The organism is Kribbella sp. NBC_00709, from assembly GCF_036226565.1.
Classification (GTDB): domain Bacteria; phylum Actinomycetota; class Actinomycetes; order Propionibacteriales; family Kribbellaceae; genus Kribbella.
In genome coordinates, this window is sequence record NZ_CP108996.1 from 4,769,197 (window position 1) to 4,784,521 (window position 15,325).

Sequence of the window (15,325 nt, forward strand, 5' to 3'; positions counted from 1 at the left end):
GAAAGTAAGCTTAGTATAAAAACAAGACTATGGGTGGGATCGAGTACGACGGGCGCGCGGTCTGCGCGCTGGACGTTTCCGACCTGGAGCGCGCCGTGCAGTGGTACGAGCAGGCGCTCGGCTTCGAGGTCGTGCACCGGCTGGAGTCCTGGGGCTGGGCCGAGTTGAGTACGCCGTTGCCCGGTATCTCGATCGGGCTCGGCCAGGTCGAGGAGCCGAAGACCGACGGCGGTGTCGTGGTCACCTTCGGCGTCCGCGACATCGACAAGTCACGCGAGCATCTGGAGTCGCTGGGCACCCGCTTCGACGGCGAGACCCGGCAGATCGCCGACGAGGTCCGCCTCGCCACGTTCTACGACCCGGACGGCAACGCCTTCATGCTCGCGCAGAGGCTGGTGTGAGTACGCCGCCACGCCCGGGCATGGAGAGCCTGACGCTGGTCCTGCTCCGTCGGCCGGCCGATCCGCCGGACTTCGCCGACGACGAGGCGGACCGGATCCAGCAGGCGCACCTCGACTTTCTCGATGGCAAGCGGGCCACGGGAGTGATGGGCGCGGCCGGTCCGTTCCGCGACCACGACGACCAGGTACTGCGGGGTTTGTGCGTGTACCGGGTCGGCATCGACGAGGCCCGCAAGCACGCGGCGGAGGATCCGGCGGTGCAGGCGGGCATGCTCGAGGCCGAGGTGCTGACGTGGTGGTTCCGCGAGGGCGAGATCAGTCTGGGTTAGGCGTCCAGCGGTAGGCGCCCGGGAGCAGGTCGGTGGCAAGAACCGACCTGGGGCCGTCCTCCGTCGGCAGGATGACGCGGATGCCCGGGTGGTAGTCGATCAGGACCTGCCGGTCGCGGCCGCACGGGCCGACGACGCCACGTCCTTCGTTGCCTACAGCCACGATCGTGGTCAGCTCGCGGGCGCCGTCCGCGCGGGCGCGGCCGAGGGCGACCAGCTCGGCGCAGGGCCCGCCGGTGAAGTGGTACAGGTTGATGCCGGCGTACATCCGGCCGTCGACGCCGCGCACCGCGGCGCCCATCGTGTGGACGCCGTCGGCTCCGTCGGTGTTCGCGTCGACCGTCCGGCGGGCCAGCTCGATCAGCTCGCGGTCGTCGTCGGTCAGTGGTTGCAGGGAGAGCATGGCGCCTACCCTGCCACGCCCGCCGCCGCGACGGATGGAACATTTCGGGCCGAAGCGTGGTTGGATGTAGTAGGTCTAGTTTCAGTAGCTGTGGTTTATCTCGATCTTTCCTTGCGAGAGATGGTGTGCCGCGCCGGTGCGACGACGCCGGGCCCGCCGCGACCGCGGTGCGCCCCCATCTCCGACAAAGGAGCATCAACATGGCACAGGGAACTGTGAAATGGTTCAACGCCGACAAGGGTTTCGGCTTCATCACCGTCGATGGCGGTGGCGCGGACGTGTTCGTCCACTACTCCACCATCCAGACCGACGGCTTCCGTAGCCTCGACGAGAACCAGCGCGTCGAGTTCGACGTCGTGCAGGGCCCGAAGGGCCAGCAGGCGGAGAACGTCAAGGTCGTCTGAGCCTGACTCACAGCGGCCCCTCACCGGTTGGTGAGGGGCCGCTGCCGTTCCTCAGCCGGCGATGCGTTTCAGTTCGGCCTCGGTGACGGTCCTGACCTTCTTGATCTCGGCGGCGGGGTCCGCTCCGCTGCGGATGATCCGGTTCAGCGCGTCGGAGTACGCCGTACTCGCCTTCGGTGACCAGAGCATGGGGTTCTGCGGGCGGCCGTTCTCGTTGAGCAGCTTGACCGCATCCGCCGCCGGGCCGGATTTCAGCTTGTCCGCCTTGCCGGCCAGGCTCTTGCGCGCCGGGACGTGGAAGCCGTACGACTGCGCGAAGTCGAGTTGGTCGTCGGTCTGGTCGACCCACAGCCACTTGACGTACTTCTTCGCTGCGTCGATGTTCTTCGACTTCGCGTTCACACAGGCGCCGTACGCGCCGACCGGCACGCTCGCCTCGCCGGTGGTCGCATTGAGCTTCGGCCAGGGGAGTACGCCGTAGTCACCCGGCAACGCCTTCTCGATCACCGGCAGGGTCCACAGACCGGTGAACTGCATCGCGGTCAGGCCCTGCGTGAACGCGGCCGGGTCGGACCAGTCGGTCGGTGCCCCGAGCAACAGAACCTTGGAGGTCCACAGCTCGCGCAGCTTCCCCAGCGATTCGGCCGCCAGCGGGTCGTCGAACCCGAACTGGTTGTCCGCGGTCAGGTAGTCCAGGCCGGCGGACCACAGCGCCGGACCGCCGAGCACCCCGACACCGCCGTCGTTGCCGACGAAGAGGCCCTTGACCTTGTCGTTCGTCAGCTTCTTCGCGGCAGCCAGCAGCTCGTCCACCGTCTGCGGCGGCTGTACGCCGGCCGCGGTCAGCATGCTCTTGCGGTACACGAGCAGCTGCATGTCGATCACCTGCGGGATCGCGTACAGCTTGCCCTGGTACGACATCCGCTCGACCAGCGCGGCGTTGAAGTCGTCCTTGGCGTCACCCAGCAGGTCGGTCAGGTCGGTGACCTGCCCGCCCTTGACCATGTCGATCGTCGGGCCGTTCGGGTACTCGAAGGTGTCCGGACCCTGGTTGGTCAGCAGCGCGGTCGAGGCCTTCTTCTCGTAGTCACCCGGCGACCACTGGACCGTCACGGTCGCGTCCGGGTAGGCCTTCGCGTACTTCTCCACCGCCTGCTGCGTGCCCGCTTCGCCGTACTGGTGGTACCACTGCTGCAGCGCCGGCTTGTCCCCACTGCTGCCGCCCGAAGGCCGCCCGCTGTTGGACCCACACCCGGCCACAGCCATCGCCGCCAGCCCGGCGCCGAACCCCAGCACCCGCCGCCTGCTGATCCCACCGCTCATCACGCCGTCTCCAGTCCCGCACGGTCCCACAGCCCGTGCGCATCTGCTGACCCTACGTCGATGGCAGGGCTTCCGAGACGGTAATTCCAGGGATCAGGCAGGAGCCGGCGCAGCACCCGCGCCGTTGTCCGGCCGGGCGCCCGCGATCCGGGCGACGCCGGCATCGGGCTTACGGCCCGCCTTCCGCGCGGCCTCGACGTGCAACCGGGCCAGCTCGACGGCCTGGCGGGAGACCTTCACGGTCTTCTTCTCAGCCATGGTCACTGTCTCCCTCGACGACCTCGATATCCGCATCCGCAATATCAGCGTACGCGGCCGCACCGACCCGGTCGATCGCTACCGCGGCAGTCAGCGCGGCGACCAGGTCGTAGTCCTCGGGCTGTAACAGCTCCGACCGCATCAGTGAGCGGAGCGTCACCACGCCGGCGTCCGTGCCCGCGTCGTCCTCGCCGTCGAGGATCTGCTCGACCGCCCACCGGACCATCCGCATCGTCTCCTCGCGGTGCCGCCAGGTGTCGAGCTCGCGGTCGGACTTGCGGACCAGGTACGACCCGAGGAAGACGCCGCCGAGCGCGAGCAGCGGACTGAGCACCGTCATCACGACACCCACGATCGAGATCCAGGTGGGGATCACGTACGCGCCTCCCAATTGCATGGTGTTGACCGGCCGATGATGTTACGAAGGAGCATTCCACCCGCCACCGACAGAGCTGACCCAGGATGACAAGGAGCGGTGTCACCGTGACCGACGAACTCGAGATGTACGACGTGTTCGTACAAGGGACGGTGTTCTACGACATCGTGATGACCGGACTGGAGACGGCTCCCACCACCGGGACCGAGATCTTCGCCGAAGGCATGGGCTCGTGCCCCGGCGGGGTCGCGAACTTCGCGATCGCGGCCGCCCGGCTCGGCCTGCGGAGCGGTCTGGCCGCGGTCTTCGGTGACGACGTGTACGCCGACTTCTGCTGGCGGACCCTGGCCGACCAGGAGGGTGTGGACCTGTCCCACTCGCGCCGGATCGGCCACTGGCACTCGCCCGTCACGGTCTCGATGTCGATCGACCGGGACCGGGCGATGGTCACGCACGCCCACGAGGCTCCGGGTGACCCGAGCAAACTGGTCGGTCCCGGTCTGAAGACCCGCTCCGCGATCGTGCCGGTCGCCGACGAGCTGCCCGGGTGGACGGTCGAGGCGCGGCAGTCCGGTGCGCTGCTGTTCGGCGATGTCGGGTGGGATCCGACCGACGAGTGGTCGCCGGCCGTTCTCGACGTACTCGAAGGTTTCTACGCGTTCACCCCGAACGCGACCGAGGCGATGGCCTACACCCGGACCGACACGCCGAAGGCCGCCCTGCACAAGCTGGCCGACCGGGTCCCGCTCGCCGTGGTGACGAACGGCGCGGACGGCGTACTCGCGATCGACTCGACCACCGGCGAGGAGGAGCAGGTGCCGGCGCTGCCGGTGCGCTCGTACGACCCGACCGGCGCCGGTGACGTCTTCCTGGCGTCCCTCGTCCTCGGCACGCTCCGCGGTTGGCCGCTGGCGCACCGGCTCGCGTTCGGCAACCTCTGTGCCGGGCTGTCGGTCCAGCATTTCGGCGGCTCGCTCGCTGCGCCCGGCTGGGGCGACATCATCGACTGGGTCCGCGACCACAGCCGGCACCGGCCCGGCGATGTCGACCCGGCCATCCTCGAGCACTACACGTTCATCGGCGACGTCCTCCCCGCGGGCCCGGTCCCGATCGTGCGGCGGGCGTCCGCGACCATCGCGCGCCAGTCGGACGCCTGATACACCTGTTTCAAACGCGCCGGGTATCGGACGCGGGCGGACGGACCGGTAGGCCTGGTCGGCGGCACGCCCGGGAACGCCTAGACTGATCGCCGGCCGCTCCGGTGGCGTACGGTGCACTTCGTGGTTACCGTCGCGCCGCTTCCTGTTCCCGACCACGGCCGGATGAACCCGTGATCCGCTTCGAGAATGTGTCCAAGACGTACGAGGGCCAGTCCAGGGCCGCTCTGCTGAACGTCAACGTCGAGATCGAGAAGGGCGAGTTCGTCTTCCTGGTCGGCACCTCCGGGTCCGGCAAGTCGACGTTCCTTCGCCTGGTCCTGCGTGAGCACCGGACGACCAAGGGCCACATCATGGTCGCCGGCAAGGATCTGAACCGGCTGGCGAGCTGGCGGATCCCGCAGATGCGCCGCCAGATCGGAACCGTGTTCCAGGACTTCCGGCTGCTGCCGAACAAGACCGTCTCCGAGAACGTGGCGTTCGCGCTGCAGGTGATCGGCAAGCCGCGCTCGCACATCCGCAAGACGGTCCCGGAGGTGCTCGAGCTGGTCGGTCTGGACGGCAAGGAGGACCGGCTCCCGGACGAGCTGTCCGGCGGTGAGCAGCAGCGGGTGGCGATCGCCCGCGCGTTCGTGAACCGGCCGATGATCCTGATCGCCGACGAGCCGACCGGAAACCTGGACCCCGGTACGTCGGTCGGCATCATGAAGCTGCTGGACCGGATCAACCGCACCGGGACGACCGTGGTGATGGCCACCCACGACGTGTCGATCGTGGACCAGATGCGCAAGCGCGTGATCGAGCTGGAGAACGGCCACGTCGTCCGCGACGAGTCGCGCGGCGTCTACGGCTACCAGCACTGACCAGGGGACTGACTGACTGATGCGCTTGAACTACATCCTCTCCGACCTCGGCATCGGCCTGCGGCGGAACATGTCGATGACGATCGCGGTCGTCGTCACCATCTGGGTCTCGCTGTCGCTGTTCGGCAGCGCGCTGCTCGCCCGCGAGCAGGTCGACCTGATGAAGGGGAACTGGTACGACAAGATCCAGATCTCGGTGTTCCTCTGCACCAAGGACTCCGGCGGCCGCGGCTGCAGCGGTACCGAGGTGACCCAGGAGCAGAAGAACCGGATCCAGCAGGTCATCCAGACCAACCCCGACACCGCGCCCGACGGCGTCTTCTCGGAGTCGAAGCAGGAAGCGTTCGAGTCGTTCAAGAAGCTCTACAAGGACTCGCCGATCGTCAGCACGGTCACCCAGGACCAGATGCAGGAGTCCTTCCGGGTCAAGCTGAAGGATCCACAGCGCTATCAGAACCTGGTCAGTGCGGTCAGCGGCCTGCCCGGTGTCGACACCGTCCAGGACCTGCGGCAGTACCTCGATCCGTTGTTCAAGGCCCTGAACGGGTTGCAGGTCGGCGCGCTGATCTCGGCCGGACTGCTGCTCGTCGCGGCCCTGATGCAGATCTCCAACACGATCCGGTTGGCGGCGTACGCGCGGAGACGTGAGATAGGCATCATGCGTCTGGTCGGCGCCTCGAACTTCTATATCCAGCTACCGTTCCTGCTCGAAGCGGTGCTGGCCGCCCTGGTGGGCGCGGTCTTTGCCTGCGGCACCCTGTGGGTCGGGGTGTACTTCGTGGTCATGCAGCGGGCCCAGGAGACGTTCCGGGTCTGGCAGTGGGTCGGAGCCGCCGAAACGTTCCGCGCCACGCTGATCATGGTCGTGGTCGGCCTGATCCTCGCGGTCATCCCGACATTCCTGACGACGCGGAAATACCTCAAAGTCTGACCCGGGTGACCTATCGTGCAGTATCAGGAGTCACAGAAGTCACAGAAGTAACTCCTGTACCGCACAACTTCATCCAGAGCAAGGGGTCGACCTGTGGTCCCGCACTTCCCCGGTGCGAACCCGCGTGAGCGGGGGAGCATCAAGCGAGACGACAGCACCGGCACCGCCACCCCGCCGTACCAGCGATCACGCACGCGACCGCCGGGCCGGCAGACGGTGGTTGCCGCTTGCTGCCTTGTCCTGTCCCTGTCCGCCGGAGTCCTGGCGGCGGTTCCGGCTGCGCCCTCCGCGGAGGCCGTGGAGGCGAAACCGCCGGATCCAGCCGCCAAGAAGAAGCAGCTCGACGCGCAGCTCGGTCAGCAGAAGGCCGATCTCGACGACGCGTCCGACCAACTCGGCAAGTCCGTTGCCGCGTACAACCAGGCCGAGACGAAGTACCAGGCCGTCCAGGTCCGGTACGCCGCCGCGCAGGGCCAGCTGGCCGCCGCGAAGGCCGCCGATGCCGTTGCCGCGGGCAAGCTTGCCGCGGCCGAGGCGGCGTTGCGTACGGCGGTGGCCGATGTCGAGGCCGGCGAGAAGCTGATCGCCGAGAAGCGGGCCGTCGCCGGTCGCGCCGTACGGTCGGCGTACCAGCAGCAGAACAGCCTGGTCGGGTTGTCGATCGCGCTCCGCGGCGCCGCGCCCGCCGACATCGCCACCGGGATGCAGATCCAGCGCAATGTGTTCGGCATCCAGAGCAACGCGATCACCAACCTGAACAATGCGCAGGCCGAGCTCGCCAGCCGGCGGGTCAAGGTCGCTGCCGCGGAGAAGACCTCCGAGGCAGCCAAGGCCGAGGCGGCGGCGACGGTCCAGCGGGTCACCGAGCTGACCAAGCAGGTCGCGGCCGACAAGGCCGAGGCCGCGGCGGTCGCGAAGGTCAAGCTGACCGCGTTCAAGGCCGCCGAGAAGGAGAAGAACACCGAGCTGGCGCAGTACAACTCGCTGCTGCGCGAGCGGGCCCGGGTCGAGCAGTTGCTGATCGCGCGGGCGAAGGCCGAGAAGGCTGCGGCCGCGCGCCGGAAGGCTGCCGCCGAGAAGGCCGAGCGGGAGAAGGCGCGCAAGGAGCACCGGCCGCCGCGGAACGTCCCGGACGACCCGGGCAGCCCCGGTGACGGGCGGCTGAGCTACCCCGTCAGCAGTTACATCACCTCGCCGTACGGGATGCGGTTCCACCCGGTCCTGCACTACTGGAAGCTGCACGACGGCACCGACTTCCGCGCACCTTGTGGTACTCCGGTGCGCGCGGCGGCCGATGGGGTGGTGACGGACAAGTACTACAACGGCGGTTATGGAAACCGGCTGTTCGTCTCACACGGAGTGATGGACGGCCGTTCGATCACGACCGTCTACAACCACTTGTCGCGGTACAAGGCCCATGTCGGCGAGCGGGTCCGCAGAGGCGAGATCATCGCCTGGTCGGGGACGACCGGCTACTCCACCGGCTGCCATCTGCACTTCATGGTCTACCAGGACGGCAGCGTCGTTAATCCGATGAAGTGGCTCTGACGAGTCTGAGATACTGGTCGGATGGTGAAACAGACCGGCCAGCAGAAGCCGATCGCGCAGAACCGGAAGGCGCGACACGACTACCACATCGAAGACGTGGTGGAGGCCGGGCTGGTGCTGACCGGGACCGAGGTCAAGTCCCTGCGGCAAGGCCGGGCCTCCCTCGTCGACGCGTTCGCCGCCGTCCGGGGCAACGAGCTGTGGCTGCAGGGCATGCACATCCCGGAGTACAAGCACGGCACCTGGACCAACCATGAGCCACGCCGGACCCGCAAGTTGCTGCTGCACAAGGACGAGGTGCAGAAGATGATTCGCGCGGTCGAGCAGCAGGGGGTCTCGCTGATCCCGCTGTCGCTGTACTTCAAGGACGGGTACGCGAAGGTCGAGCTCGCGACCGGGCGCGGTAAGAAGGACTACGACAAGCGGCACGCCCTGGCCGAGCGCCAGGCCGACCGGGAGGCGCAGCGCGCGCTGTCCGACCGGCGCCGTCACTGACTGGGGTTCGCTCAGGGGCTGCTCCGGGCTGAACCCGATGGGGTGAGCGGCCGCCGGGACGCAGAGTGGAAGCATGTCCACTTCAGACCTGCTGGTGACGCCGGCCCAACGGGACCGCGCAGTCGAGATCCTGAAAGAGATGTACGCCGACGGCCGGCTCGACCACATGGAGTTCGACCTCCGGCTCGAGAAGGCCCTGAAATCCCGCACCCGGGCCGAGCTGAACGGCACGTTCGACGGACTGGTCTCGCGGCCGGTCCCGACGTACGCGCCCGCCGCCTTCACCCGTCCGGCGCCGATCCAGCGCTATCAGGGTGACGGGCGGGGGATGGGCACGGTCGCGCACTGGCTCGGCTACCCGACCTTCTTCGTCGGCCCGGCCATCGTGGTCGCCACCACCGGCCAGAAGAACCCCGCCGTACGCCGGCACGCTGTCGAAGCCCTGAACTTCCAGCTGACCGCGTTCGGCGCCTTCGCGGCCCTCGGCATCCTGACCGGGTTCACCCACGGCTTCACCGGGTTCCTGTTCCCGATCCTCGGGATCCTCTGGTTCCTCCTGACCGGCATCGGCGGCCTGGCCACCGCAGCCACAGGCAAGTTCAACTACCCGTTCACACTCCGCCTGATCAAGTAGGTCCTACGCTTTCTGCGTGAGCGTTCCGGTCGGGGTGCGGTGGGAGGTCGGGGCGTTCCTGGGGTTGACCGCCGCGACCGGGTTGATCGATGCGGTCAGCTACCTGAAGCTCGGGCACACCTTCGTCGCGAACATGACGGGGAACGTGGTCTTCCTCGGGTTCGCGGTGGCGCAGGCGGTGGTGCTGTGGATGTGTGCGCTGCTCGTCGGCCCCGGCGTACTCCGGGAGTCGGGCGGGACGTCGTACCTGCTGATCGCCGCGCTCGCGGCCTGCTTCGGGCTGCAGAACGCGACCGTACGGCATGTGGCGCCGCGTGACATGACGACCACGGTGCTGACGCTGACCCTTGACCGGGTTGGCCGCGGACAGCGTGCTGGGGCACGGGCGCTCAGCGTCGCCGTACCGCCGGCTGGGGTCCATCGCGGCCATGCTGGCCGGGGCTGCGGTCGGGGCCTTGCTGCTGCGCTCGACCGTCGGCTGGGTGATCGCGCTGGCCGGTGCGGTCGTCGCTTGCGCCGCCGTGATCTTCCTGGTGGCGCCCGCGGACTGAGCGCCGCGGAATGTCAGGTGCGGTTCGGCTGTTGGACTTGGTAGTGTGGATCTTCCACCGCCCTCCGGGGAGGTGGGAGTTTGACAACTCAACAGGGGGTGAACGGTTTCGACTTTGGACGTTGGTTCCAAGCGAAGCGGGCCGAGGATCCAGGGTTATCTCGTTAACGATCTCTGGAAACCAATAAGTGCCAATTCACAGCGCACTAGCTACGCTCTCGCCGCCTGACGGCCGAGCACTAAAGTAGCGGTCAGCCCGGGGATGCTTCCGACCCGGTTCCTGGCCTCAGCTAGGAAGCTTGCTGTGTTAGCCCGGTCACGGGGTTAACACGGGACATTTACAGTGACTGAGCCTGTCAGCGAGATGTCTGTACAAACGCTGGGGCTGAGAAAAGCGCCATTCAGACTGCGCCCGGAGAAGTCTTGAAACCCCGCCGAAGGACGCGGGTTCGATTCCCGCCACCTCCACCCCTGTGAGTACGCGCAGGTCAGATCCCATCTGACCTGCGCGTTCTGTCGTCTACGACCACGCAACGACCACTTTCTGCGGTCAACGTGCGGACCGGCCGGGCAGTCCGAACCTGCGCACGGACCCGCTTCTGGGCTATTGCTTGGTGAGGAGCGCCTGGAGTAGTTGGTTGGTGCGGATCTGCTCGTTGACCAGGGCGATGGCGTGCTGGTTGGCTTCCTCGGCCAGTTGGTTCGACCTCGCCAGTTCGTTGGCGACTACGCCGAGCAGGTCCAGTTGCGCGGCGAGCAGTTGACCCTGCTGCAGGTTCGCGGCGCCGATCAGCTTTGCCGTCTTGCGCGTGTTCATTGCGGTCCCGGCGAGATTCAGTCCGTCGACGCTGCCCATGATGTCCCCCTCGTCCCGAGGGGGTATCGATTGCCCCTCGGAGTGGTCATCGCGGTCCGGCCGGCAGGCGTTACTGCTCTGGAGGCGCTCGGGACGCGCGAGGCCATAGTCACGCTATCAACCACAGGGAGTGACGAGGTCGCACGGATCCGTGGTGCGGTGGATCGGGCCGAGGCTGAATGGGTCAGCCGATCAAGCTGATCTCGTGTCAGTGGGAAGACAGGGGTGTGCCAGTGGTGTTGGGGATGGTAGGGGTGTGATCCAGGGAGGGGTGGGGATGGGGCGTTCAGAAGTGTGGCGGCGGGGGTTGGTTGGTGGGGTTGAGGTGTCCAGTACGGGCGCTGGGCCTGGCGTGGTGGTGGTGCCGGGGAACAATCGGCGGGCTCATCACTACGAGCGGCTGGCGCGAGGACTGGCTGGGGTTCATGCGGTGCATGTGGTCGAGCGGCGGGGGCGTGGGGCCAGCGCGCCGCGTGGTACGGCGTACAGCGTGGAGACCGAGGCTGACGACGTGCTTGCGGTGATGGAGCACACAGGGGCCCGGGTGGTGTTCGGGCACAGTTATGGCGGGCTGATCGCGCTTCATGTGGGGATGCGGGAGCCGTTGGATGCGCTGATCGCGTACGAGCCGGGGGTCAGCATCGGTGGGTCGTTCGATGCGAGTTGGCTGGATGCGTTCACCGAGCAGCTGGGCGGTGGGCGGCAGGTGGCGGCGATGGCGACGTTCCTCAAAGGGACCGGACTGTTGCCGTTCCGGGCCGCGCCGTTGCTCACGGCAATCTCTTTCCTGATGCTGCGGGGCTCCGGCGGGCGGGAGACGCGCGACATGATGCCGACGACGCCGGCCGAGATCGGTGAGATCGCACGGCTCGACTCCGACGGCAGCCGGTACGCCGGGATCGCGGCGCGGACCCTTCTCCTCGGTGGTGAGAAGTCGCCCGCGTACCTGACCGGAGTGCTCCCGCAACTCGCGACGATCCTCCCGAGCGCCGAGTACTCGATCCTCCCCGGCCTCGACCACAACGCCCCGGACGTGAACGCTCCCGACGACATCGCCCAGCAGATCCGTCTCCACCTGGTCCGCGGGGAACGCCACGGGTACGTCGACCACGACTCGGCGGAGTACGGCATCCACCCGGCCGGCGAACGGGTGCCGATCCATCGGGATTGACGATGGATCGGCCGCGGTGGACATTCTCTGTGTGAGCACGGCCGAACAGGACGCACAGGCGTTCGCTGATCTCTTCCGCGAGACGTACCTGCGGTTTCACCGGCGGGACGGCAAGCGGAACGAGATGTCCGGCGCGAGCCGGGCCGTTCTGCAGCACCTCTCGCAGACCGGGCCGCTGACCGTCGGCGACATCGCGCTGCACCTGGACCGTGCGCAGTCCGTCGTCAGCGACATCGTGACCCAGCTCGAGTCCAAAGGCGTGCTGGAGCGTGAGCGTGATCCGCAGGACCGGCGCCGCACGCTGGTGTGGCTGTCGCCGGAGGGCTTCGACGTACTGCGTGCCGATCGCGACGTACTGAGCGTGGCCACGCTGGCCGAGTCGTTCGCTCAGCTGTCCCCCGGCGATCGGGCCGCGCTGCTCACCACCCTGTCCGAGCTGATCCGAACGGAGCAGAAACAATGACCACTAGCTGCGAGAGCTGCAGCATGCCGATCGAGAGCGGCCGGTACTGCGCCCACTGCGTCGATGCCGACGGCAATCTTCAGGACTTCGACACCCGCTTCGCGTCGATGGTGTCCTGGCAGGAGCGCCGGCACCCGGGCGAGCCGCGCGAGAAGATCGAGGCCGACACCCTCGCCTACATGGCGACGATGCCGGCCTGGCGCGACCACCCGCGGCTGGCCGACCACCACTGACTGCTAGATCTCCGGCACGGTTTGGACGACATCCCAGTGCTCGACGATCTGCTCGCCTTCGAAGCGCCAGATGTCGACGACTGCCTGGCTCGTCTCAGCGGTCGTCATCAGGTAATGCACGACCACGTGGGTGTCGTCGGCGATGACGCGCCGGAGGTCGAGTTCGGCTCCGGCGACCGGGGCCCGGGCGATGAAGTCGATGAAGGCGTCGCGGCCGGACGGGTTGCCGGGGCTGTGCTCGACGAAGTTCTCGTGCAGGAGCGGACGGAGCGGTTCGAGGTTGCCGTTGGCAAACTCCTGGAACGCGTGCAGGGTGAGTTCCTTGATCGTCATGCCGACGACGATGAGCCCGCTGCGGTCGCGTTGTCGATTACATCCCTTGTAGTTGCCGGGCCCGCGATACTCGAAGGGTGAGCGAAGACAGACCGGTCGGCGAACTCCTGCGAGAGTGGCGCCGGCGGCGGAAGCTGAGTCAGCTCGATCTCGCGATCCAGGCGGACGTGTCGCCCCGGCACGTGAGCTTCGTCGAGACCGGGCGGACGATTCCGAGCAGTGCGATGGTGCTCCATCTCGCCGAGCAGCTCGGGGTGCCGCTGCGGGAACGCAACCGGTTGCTGGTCGCGGCCGGACATGCACCGGCGTACCGGCAGACGCCGCTCGACGATCCGGACATGACGCGGGTGCGCGCGGCCCTCGAACAGTTCGTCCGCGCGCACACGCCGTACCCGGCCCTCGCCGTCGATCGCCGCTGGAACCTGCTGCTCGCCAACGATTCGTTCATGGCATTCCTGGCCGGCGTGGACCCGAAGCTGCTCGGGACGCCGATCAACCTGATGCGCCTCGGCCTGCACCCCGACGGCCTCGCGTCGCGGATCATCAATCTGCAACAGGTCCGCGGGTACCTGCTGCCGCGCCTCGCCCGCCAGGCCGCCGCCTCCGGCGATCCGGAGCTCCATCAGCTGTACGACGAACTGGTTGCCTTCGGCCCGGTCGACAACACCCCACCGGATCCCGCCGACATCGCCCTCACCATCCGCATCCGCCACCGCGGCACCGACCTCACCTTCCTCAACGCCATCACGACGTTCGGCACCGCATTCGACATCACCCTCGAGGAGATAGCGATCGAGACCTACCTCCCAGCCGACGCAACCACAATGAACTACTTCCGCCGCACCTGATGCGTACCGAAGAACAGGTAGTAGTCCGGGATTCCGCTGTCCGCCCCGCCTGAACGGCTGCATCTGAGGGCCGTTCAGGCCACTACTACCCGTTCTTAGGTACGTCAGCGCAGGTCGCGGAAGGTGCGGCGGAGGTCGTCGGTCCACTCGGTGGGGAGTTCCCAGGGGATGAAGTGGCCGCCGTTGGGGTGGGCGGTGATGTTGACGTGGTTGTACCAAGGGGCGCGGTCGCCGGCGAGGAAGTTGTCGACGCGTTCCTGCGGGGTGTGGACGCCGGGCGGGTCCTCGTGGCCGACGAACGTGATACCGGTGGGAGCTTCGATCGCCGGGGTGCGGTCGTGCGACGGCGTCCACGGGTAGCGGTTGTTGTTGGAGTACGTCCGGATCGAGGTGTCGATCGCGTTGCCGGCCCAGTAGATCGTCGCGTGGGTGAGCAGATCGTCGTCGGTGAACGCCTTGTCGCTCTCGGCCCACTTCTGCCAGCGTTCCAGGATCCACGCGAGCATGCCGGCGGGCGAATCGGCGAGACCGAAACCGAGCGTGCTCGGGTCCAGGACGTGCACGGCCAGGTGGGACGCGAAACGGTGCTCGAGCTCGAGGATCCGGGCGTGGATCTCCGGCGGCAGTCCGGGTGGGATCGGGTTGCCGCCGCTGAGGTCCCATCCGCGGTCGCCGTTGAAGAAGTCCAGTTTCAGCGCCGAGCCGATGTGCATCCCGTACAGCTCATCGGCGTACTTGTGCCCGAGCTGCCCCGTCACCAGCGCGCCGACGTCGCACCCGGCCGCGCCGTACTTCGGGTGCCCGAGGACCCCCGTCATCAGTTCGTGCCACACGTCGGCGATCTTCCAGAAGTTCATGTCCTCGCGGGTCGGCGTCGAGAACCCGAACCCGGGCAGCGACGGGACGATCACGTCGAACGCGTCCGCGGGATCGCCGCCGTACGACGCCGGGTCGGCGAGCGGGTCGATCACCTTCGACCAGTGCCAGAACGTCCACGGCCAGCCGTGGCTCAGGATCAGCGGGATCGGCCGCGGACCGACGCCGGGCTTGTGCATGAAGTGCACCGGTACGCCGTCCACCTCGACCCGGTAGTGGTCGTACGCGTTGATCGCCCGCTCCGCGGCGCGCCAGTCGAAGCCGTCGGCCCAGTACTCGACGAGCGGTTGCAGGCGGGAACGACGTACGCCGTAGTAGCCGTCGTGGTTGCCGTCGTCGCGCGGCCATTTCGTGGCGGCGAGGCGCCGGCGGAGGTCGTCGAGAACCTCGTCGGATACGTGGATGGGGGAGGGAATCATGGTGTGTCCTCGGCGAGCTCGGTCAGGCGGTGGAGTACGTCGACGGAGCCCGCGAGCACGGCACGCTCTTCGGGGCTCAGCTGGTCGACGAGTGCGGTCAGTTTCGCGACCCGGTGCGCGTGCCGGGAGTGGACGATCTCCTGGCCGGCGCTGGTCAGGGAGATCAGGCTGGCCCGGCCGTCGCTGGGATCGGGGCGGCGTTGGAGGAGGCCGTCCTGCTCGAGCTTTGCGACCAGGCTGGTCAGGGCGGGCTGCTTCAGCTGCTCCGTGGGGAGCAGATCGGTCAGTCGCAGTGGGCCGTTGCGGTCGAGCGTGTGCAGCACGGACAGGGTCGAGAAGTTGAATCTCCGGACGGACGGCAGCCGGATGAAGATCGTGTTGAAGTCCTCGATCACCGTCGTCAGCCGGTCGACGTCCATGCCGACGACTATATCAATTTTCGATGTATGTACAA

22 protein-coding genes and 1 other RNA gene are annotated in these 15,325 nt (G+C 67.5%); 15 read left to right on the forward strand and 8 right to left on the reverse strand.

What is annotated here, in order from left to right:
• The first annotated feature begins 29 nt into the window (after positions 1-29).
• Entirely contained in the window at positions 30-401 is a 372-nt protein-coding gene (locus OHA18_RS23440; protein ID WP_328997415.1) for a VOC family protein, read from the forward strand.
• Entirely contained in the window at positions 398-730 is a 333-nt protein-coding gene (locus OHA18_RS23445) for a YciI family protein (protein WP_328997416.1), read from the forward strand. The genes OHA18_RS23440 and OHA18_RS23445 overlap by 4 nt, the downstream gene beginning before the upstream one ends.
• Here the strand turns inward: OHA18_RS23445 and OHA18_RS23450 are convergent.
• Positions 717-1,133: a cytidine deaminase family protein gene (locus tag OHA18_RS23450; RefSeq protein ID WP_328997417.1), complete on the reverse strand. Its 417-nt coding sequence runs from the start codon at positions 1,131-1,133 to the stop codon at positions 717-719. The genes OHA18_RS23445 and OHA18_RS23450 overlap by 14 nt on opposite strands.
• Before the next feature lie 200 nt (positions 1,134-1,333).
• Between OHA18_RS23450 and OHA18_RS23455 the strand changes: the two genes are divergently transcribed.
• The gene (locus OHA18_RS23455) at positions 1,334-1,537 is read left to right on the forward strand and encodes a cold-shock protein (protein WP_328997418.1); all 204 of its coding nucleotides are present in this window, start codon (positions 1,334-1,336) and stop codon (positions 1,535-1,537) included.
• A gap of 51 nt (positions 1,538-1,588) precedes the next feature.
• Here OHA18_RS23455 and OHA18_RS23460 read toward each other — a convergent pair whose 3' ends face one another.
• From OHA18_RS23460 to OHA18_RS23470, 3 genes are all read right to left on the reverse strand, one after another.
• Entirely contained in the window at positions 1,589-2,860 is a 1,272-nt protein-coding gene (locus OHA18_RS23460; RefSeq protein WP_328997419.1) for an ABC transporter substrate-binding protein, read from the reverse strand.
• 93 nt (positions 2,861-2,953) lie between these two features.
• Positions 2,954-3,118 carry a hypothetical protein gene (locus tag OHA18_RS23465; protein ID WP_328997420.1) on the reverse strand — a complete coding sequence of 55 codons (165 nt, stop codon included), beginning with the start codon at positions 3,116-3,118 and terminating at the stop codon, positions 2,954-2,956.
• On the reverse strand, positions 3,111-3,515 hold the full coding sequence (locus tag OHA18_RS23470; protein ID WP_328997421.1) for a hypothetical protein: 405 nt from the start codon (positions 3,513-3,515) through the stop codon (positions 3,111-3,113). The genes OHA18_RS23465 and OHA18_RS23470 overlap by 8 nt, the downstream gene beginning before the upstream one ends.
• Positions 3,516-3,601: 86 nt before the next feature.
• Between OHA18_RS23470 and OHA18_RS23475 the strand changes: the two genes are divergently transcribed.
• The 8 genes from OHA18_RS23475 to ssrA all read left to right on the forward strand — a co-directional run bounded on the left by OHA18_RS23475 (position 3,602) and on the right by ssrA (position 10,143).
• A complete protein-coding gene (locus tag OHA18_RS23475; RefSeq protein ID WP_328997422.1) occupies positions 3,602-4,651 on the forward strand; it encodes a carbohydrate kinase family protein in 1,050 nt (349 codons plus the stop codon).
• Positions 4,652-4,824: 173 nt separating this feature from the next.
• A complete protein-coding gene (gene ftsE, locus OHA18_RS23480; RefSeq protein WP_328997423.1) occupies positions 4,825-5,514 on the forward strand; it encodes a cell division ATP-binding protein FtsE in 690 nt (229 codons plus the stop codon).
• A 19-nt stretch (positions 5,515-5,533) separates the two neighbouring features.
• Complete coding sequence (ftsX, locus tag OHA18_RS23485; protein ID WP_328997424.1) at positions 5,534-6,445, forward strand: permease-like cell division protein FtsX; 912 nt, start codon at positions 5,534-5,536, stop codon at positions 6,443-6,445.
• A gap of 93 nt (positions 6,446-6,538) precedes the next feature.
• Complete coding sequence (locus OHA18_RS23490) at positions 6,539-7,993, forward strand: M23 family metallopeptidase (protein WP_328997425.1); 1,455 nt, start codon at positions 6,539-6,541, stop codon at positions 7,991-7,993.
• Positions 7,994-8,014: 21 nt separating this feature from the next.
• Positions 8,015-8,488: an SsrA-binding protein SmpB gene (gene smpB / locus OHA18_RS23495; protein WP_328997426.1), complete on the forward strand. Its 474-nt coding sequence runs from the start codon at positions 8,015-8,017 to the stop codon at positions 8,486-8,488.
• Positions 8,489-8,561: 73 nt separating this feature from the next.
• Positions 8,562-9,122 (forward strand): DUF1707 and DUF4870 domain-containing protein, encoded by a 561-nt coding sequence (locus tag OHA18_RS23500; RefSeq protein WP_328997427.1) that lies wholly within the window; start codon positions 8,562-8,564, stop codon positions 9,120-9,122.
• A 16-nt stretch (positions 9,123-9,138) separates the two neighbouring features.
• Positions 9,139-9,717 (forward strand): DUF1275 family protein, encoded by a 579-nt coding sequence (locus OHA18_RS23505; RefSeq protein ID WP_328997428.1) that lies wholly within the window; start codon positions 9,139-9,141, stop codon positions 9,715-9,717.
• A gap of 50 nt (positions 9,718-9,767) precedes the next feature.
• Positions 9,768-10,143: a transfer-messenger RNA gene (gene ssrA, locus OHA18_RS23510) on the forward strand.
• A 133-nt stretch (positions 10,144-10,276) separates the two neighbouring features.
• Here the strand turns inward: ssrA and OHA18_RS23515 are convergent.
• Positions 10,277-10,528 carry a hypothetical protein gene (locus OHA18_RS23515; RefSeq protein WP_328997429.1) on the reverse strand — a complete coding sequence of 84 codons (252 nt, stop codon included), beginning with the start codon at positions 10,526-10,528 and terminating at the stop codon, positions 10,277-10,279.
• A gap of 325 nt (positions 10,529-10,853) precedes the next feature.
• Here OHA18_RS23515 and OHA18_RS23520 point away from each other — a divergent pair, with 325 nt between their 5' ends.
• From OHA18_RS23520 to OHA18_RS23530, 3 genes are read left to right on the forward strand one after another with little or no spacing between them, the layout of a single operon-like run.
• Entirely contained in the window at positions 10,854-11,699 is an 846-nt protein-coding gene (locus OHA18_RS23520) for an alpha/beta fold hydrolase (protein ID WP_328997430.1), read from the forward strand.
• 31 nt (positions 11,700-11,730) lie between these two features.
• The gene (locus OHA18_RS23525; protein ID WP_328997431.1) at positions 11,731-12,162 is read left to right on the forward strand and encodes a MarR family winged helix-turn-helix transcriptional regulator; all 432 of its coding nucleotides are present in this window, start codon (positions 11,731-11,733) and stop codon (positions 12,160-12,162) included.
• 23 nt (positions 12,163-12,185) lie between these two features.
• A complete protein-coding gene (locus OHA18_RS23530; protein WP_328997432.1) occupies positions 12,186-12,395 on the forward strand; it encodes a hypothetical protein in 210 nt (69 codons plus the stop codon).
• Between the two features lie 3 nt (positions 12,396-12,398).
• Here OHA18_RS23530 and OHA18_RS23535 read toward each other — a convergent pair whose 3' ends face one another.
• Positions 12,399-12,728, reverse strand: a complete 330-nt coding sequence (locus OHA18_RS23535) for a nuclear transport factor 2 family protein (RefSeq protein ID WP_328997433.1) — start codon at positions 12,726-12,728, stop codon at positions 12,399-12,401.
• Positions 12,729-12,805: 77 nt separating this feature from the next.
• Between OHA18_RS23535 and OHA18_RS23540 the strand changes: the two genes are divergently transcribed.
• The gene (locus OHA18_RS23540; protein ID WP_328997434.1) at positions 12,806-13,576 is read left to right on the forward strand and encodes a helix-turn-helix domain-containing protein; all 771 of its coding nucleotides are present in this window, start codon (positions 12,806-12,808) and stop codon (positions 13,574-13,576) included.
• A 104-nt stretch (positions 13,577-13,680) separates the two neighbouring features.
• Here OHA18_RS23540 and OHA18_RS23545 read toward each other — a convergent pair whose 3' ends face one another.
• Positions 13,681-14,871, reverse strand: a complete 1,191-nt coding sequence (locus tag OHA18_RS23545; RefSeq protein WP_328997435.1) for an epoxide hydrolase family protein — start codon at positions 14,869-14,871, stop codon at positions 13,681-13,683.
• Entirely contained in the window at positions 14,868-15,290 is a 423-nt protein-coding gene (locus tag OHA18_RS23550; protein ID WP_328997436.1) for a MarR family winged helix-turn-helix transcriptional regulator, read from the reverse strand. Before OHA18_RS23550 ends, OHA18_RS23545 begins: the two co-directional genes overlap by 4 nt.
• Positions 15,291-15,325 lie beyond the last annotated feature (35 nt).

Excerpts from the sequence above, each read along its gene's own strand:
- OHA18_RS23440 (WP_328997415.1), top strand. The coding sequence starts at position 30 with ATGGGTGGGATCGAGTACGACGGGCGCGCGGTCTGCGCGCTGGACGTT.
- OHA18_RS23450 (WP_328997417.1), bottom strand. The coding sequence starts at position 1,133 with ATGCTCTCCCTGCAACCACTGACCGACGACGACCGCGAGCTGATCGAG.
- OHA18_RS23455 (WP_328997418.1), top strand. The coding sequence starts at position 1,334 with ATGGCACAGGGAACTGTGAAATGGTTCAACGCCGACAAGGGTTTCGGC.
- OHA18_RS23460 (WP_328997419.1), bottom strand. The coding sequence starts at position 2,860 with ATGAGCGGTGGGATCAGCAGGCGGCGGGTGCTGGGGTTCGGCGCCGGG.
- OHA18_RS23465 (WP_328997420.1), bottom strand. The coding sequence starts at position 3,118 with ATGGCTGAGAAGAAGACCGTGAAGGTCTCCCGCCAGGCCGTCGAGCTG.
- OHA18_RS23470 (WP_328997421.1), bottom strand. The coding sequence starts at position 3,515 with ATGCAATTGGGAGGCGCGTACGTGATCCCCACCTGGATCTCGATCGTG.
- ftsX (WP_328997424.1), top strand. The coding sequence starts at position 5,534 with ATGCGCTTGAACTACATCCTCTCCGACCTCGGCATCGGCCTGCGGCGG.
- smpB (WP_328997426.1), top strand. The coding sequence starts at position 8,015 with ATGGTGAAACAGACCGGCCAGCAGAAGCCGATCGCGCAGAACCGGAAG.
- OHA18_RS23500 (WP_328997427.1), top strand. The coding sequence starts at position 8,562 with ATGTCCACTTCAGACCTGCTGGTGACGCCGGCCCAACGGGACCGCGCA.
- OHA18_RS23515 (WP_328997429.1), bottom strand. The coding sequence starts at position 10,528 with ATGGGCAGCGTCGACGGACTGAATCTCGCCGGGACCGCAATGAACACG.
- OHA18_RS23530 (WP_328997432.1), top strand. The coding sequence starts at position 12,186 with ATGCCGATCGAGAGCGGCCGGTACTGCGCCCACTGCGTCGATGCCGAC.
- OHA18_RS23535 (WP_328997433.1), bottom strand. The coding sequence starts at position 12,728 with ATGACGATCAAGGAACTCACCCTGCACGCGTTCCAGGAGTTTGCCAAC.
- OHA18_RS23545 (WP_328997435.1), bottom strand. The coding sequence starts at position 14,871 with ATGATTCCCTCCCCCATCCACGTATCCGACGAGGTTCTCGACGACCTC.
- OHA18_RS23550 (WP_328997436.1), bottom strand. The coding sequence starts at position 15,290 with ATGGACGTCGACCGGCTGACGACGGTGATCGAGGACTTCAACACGATC.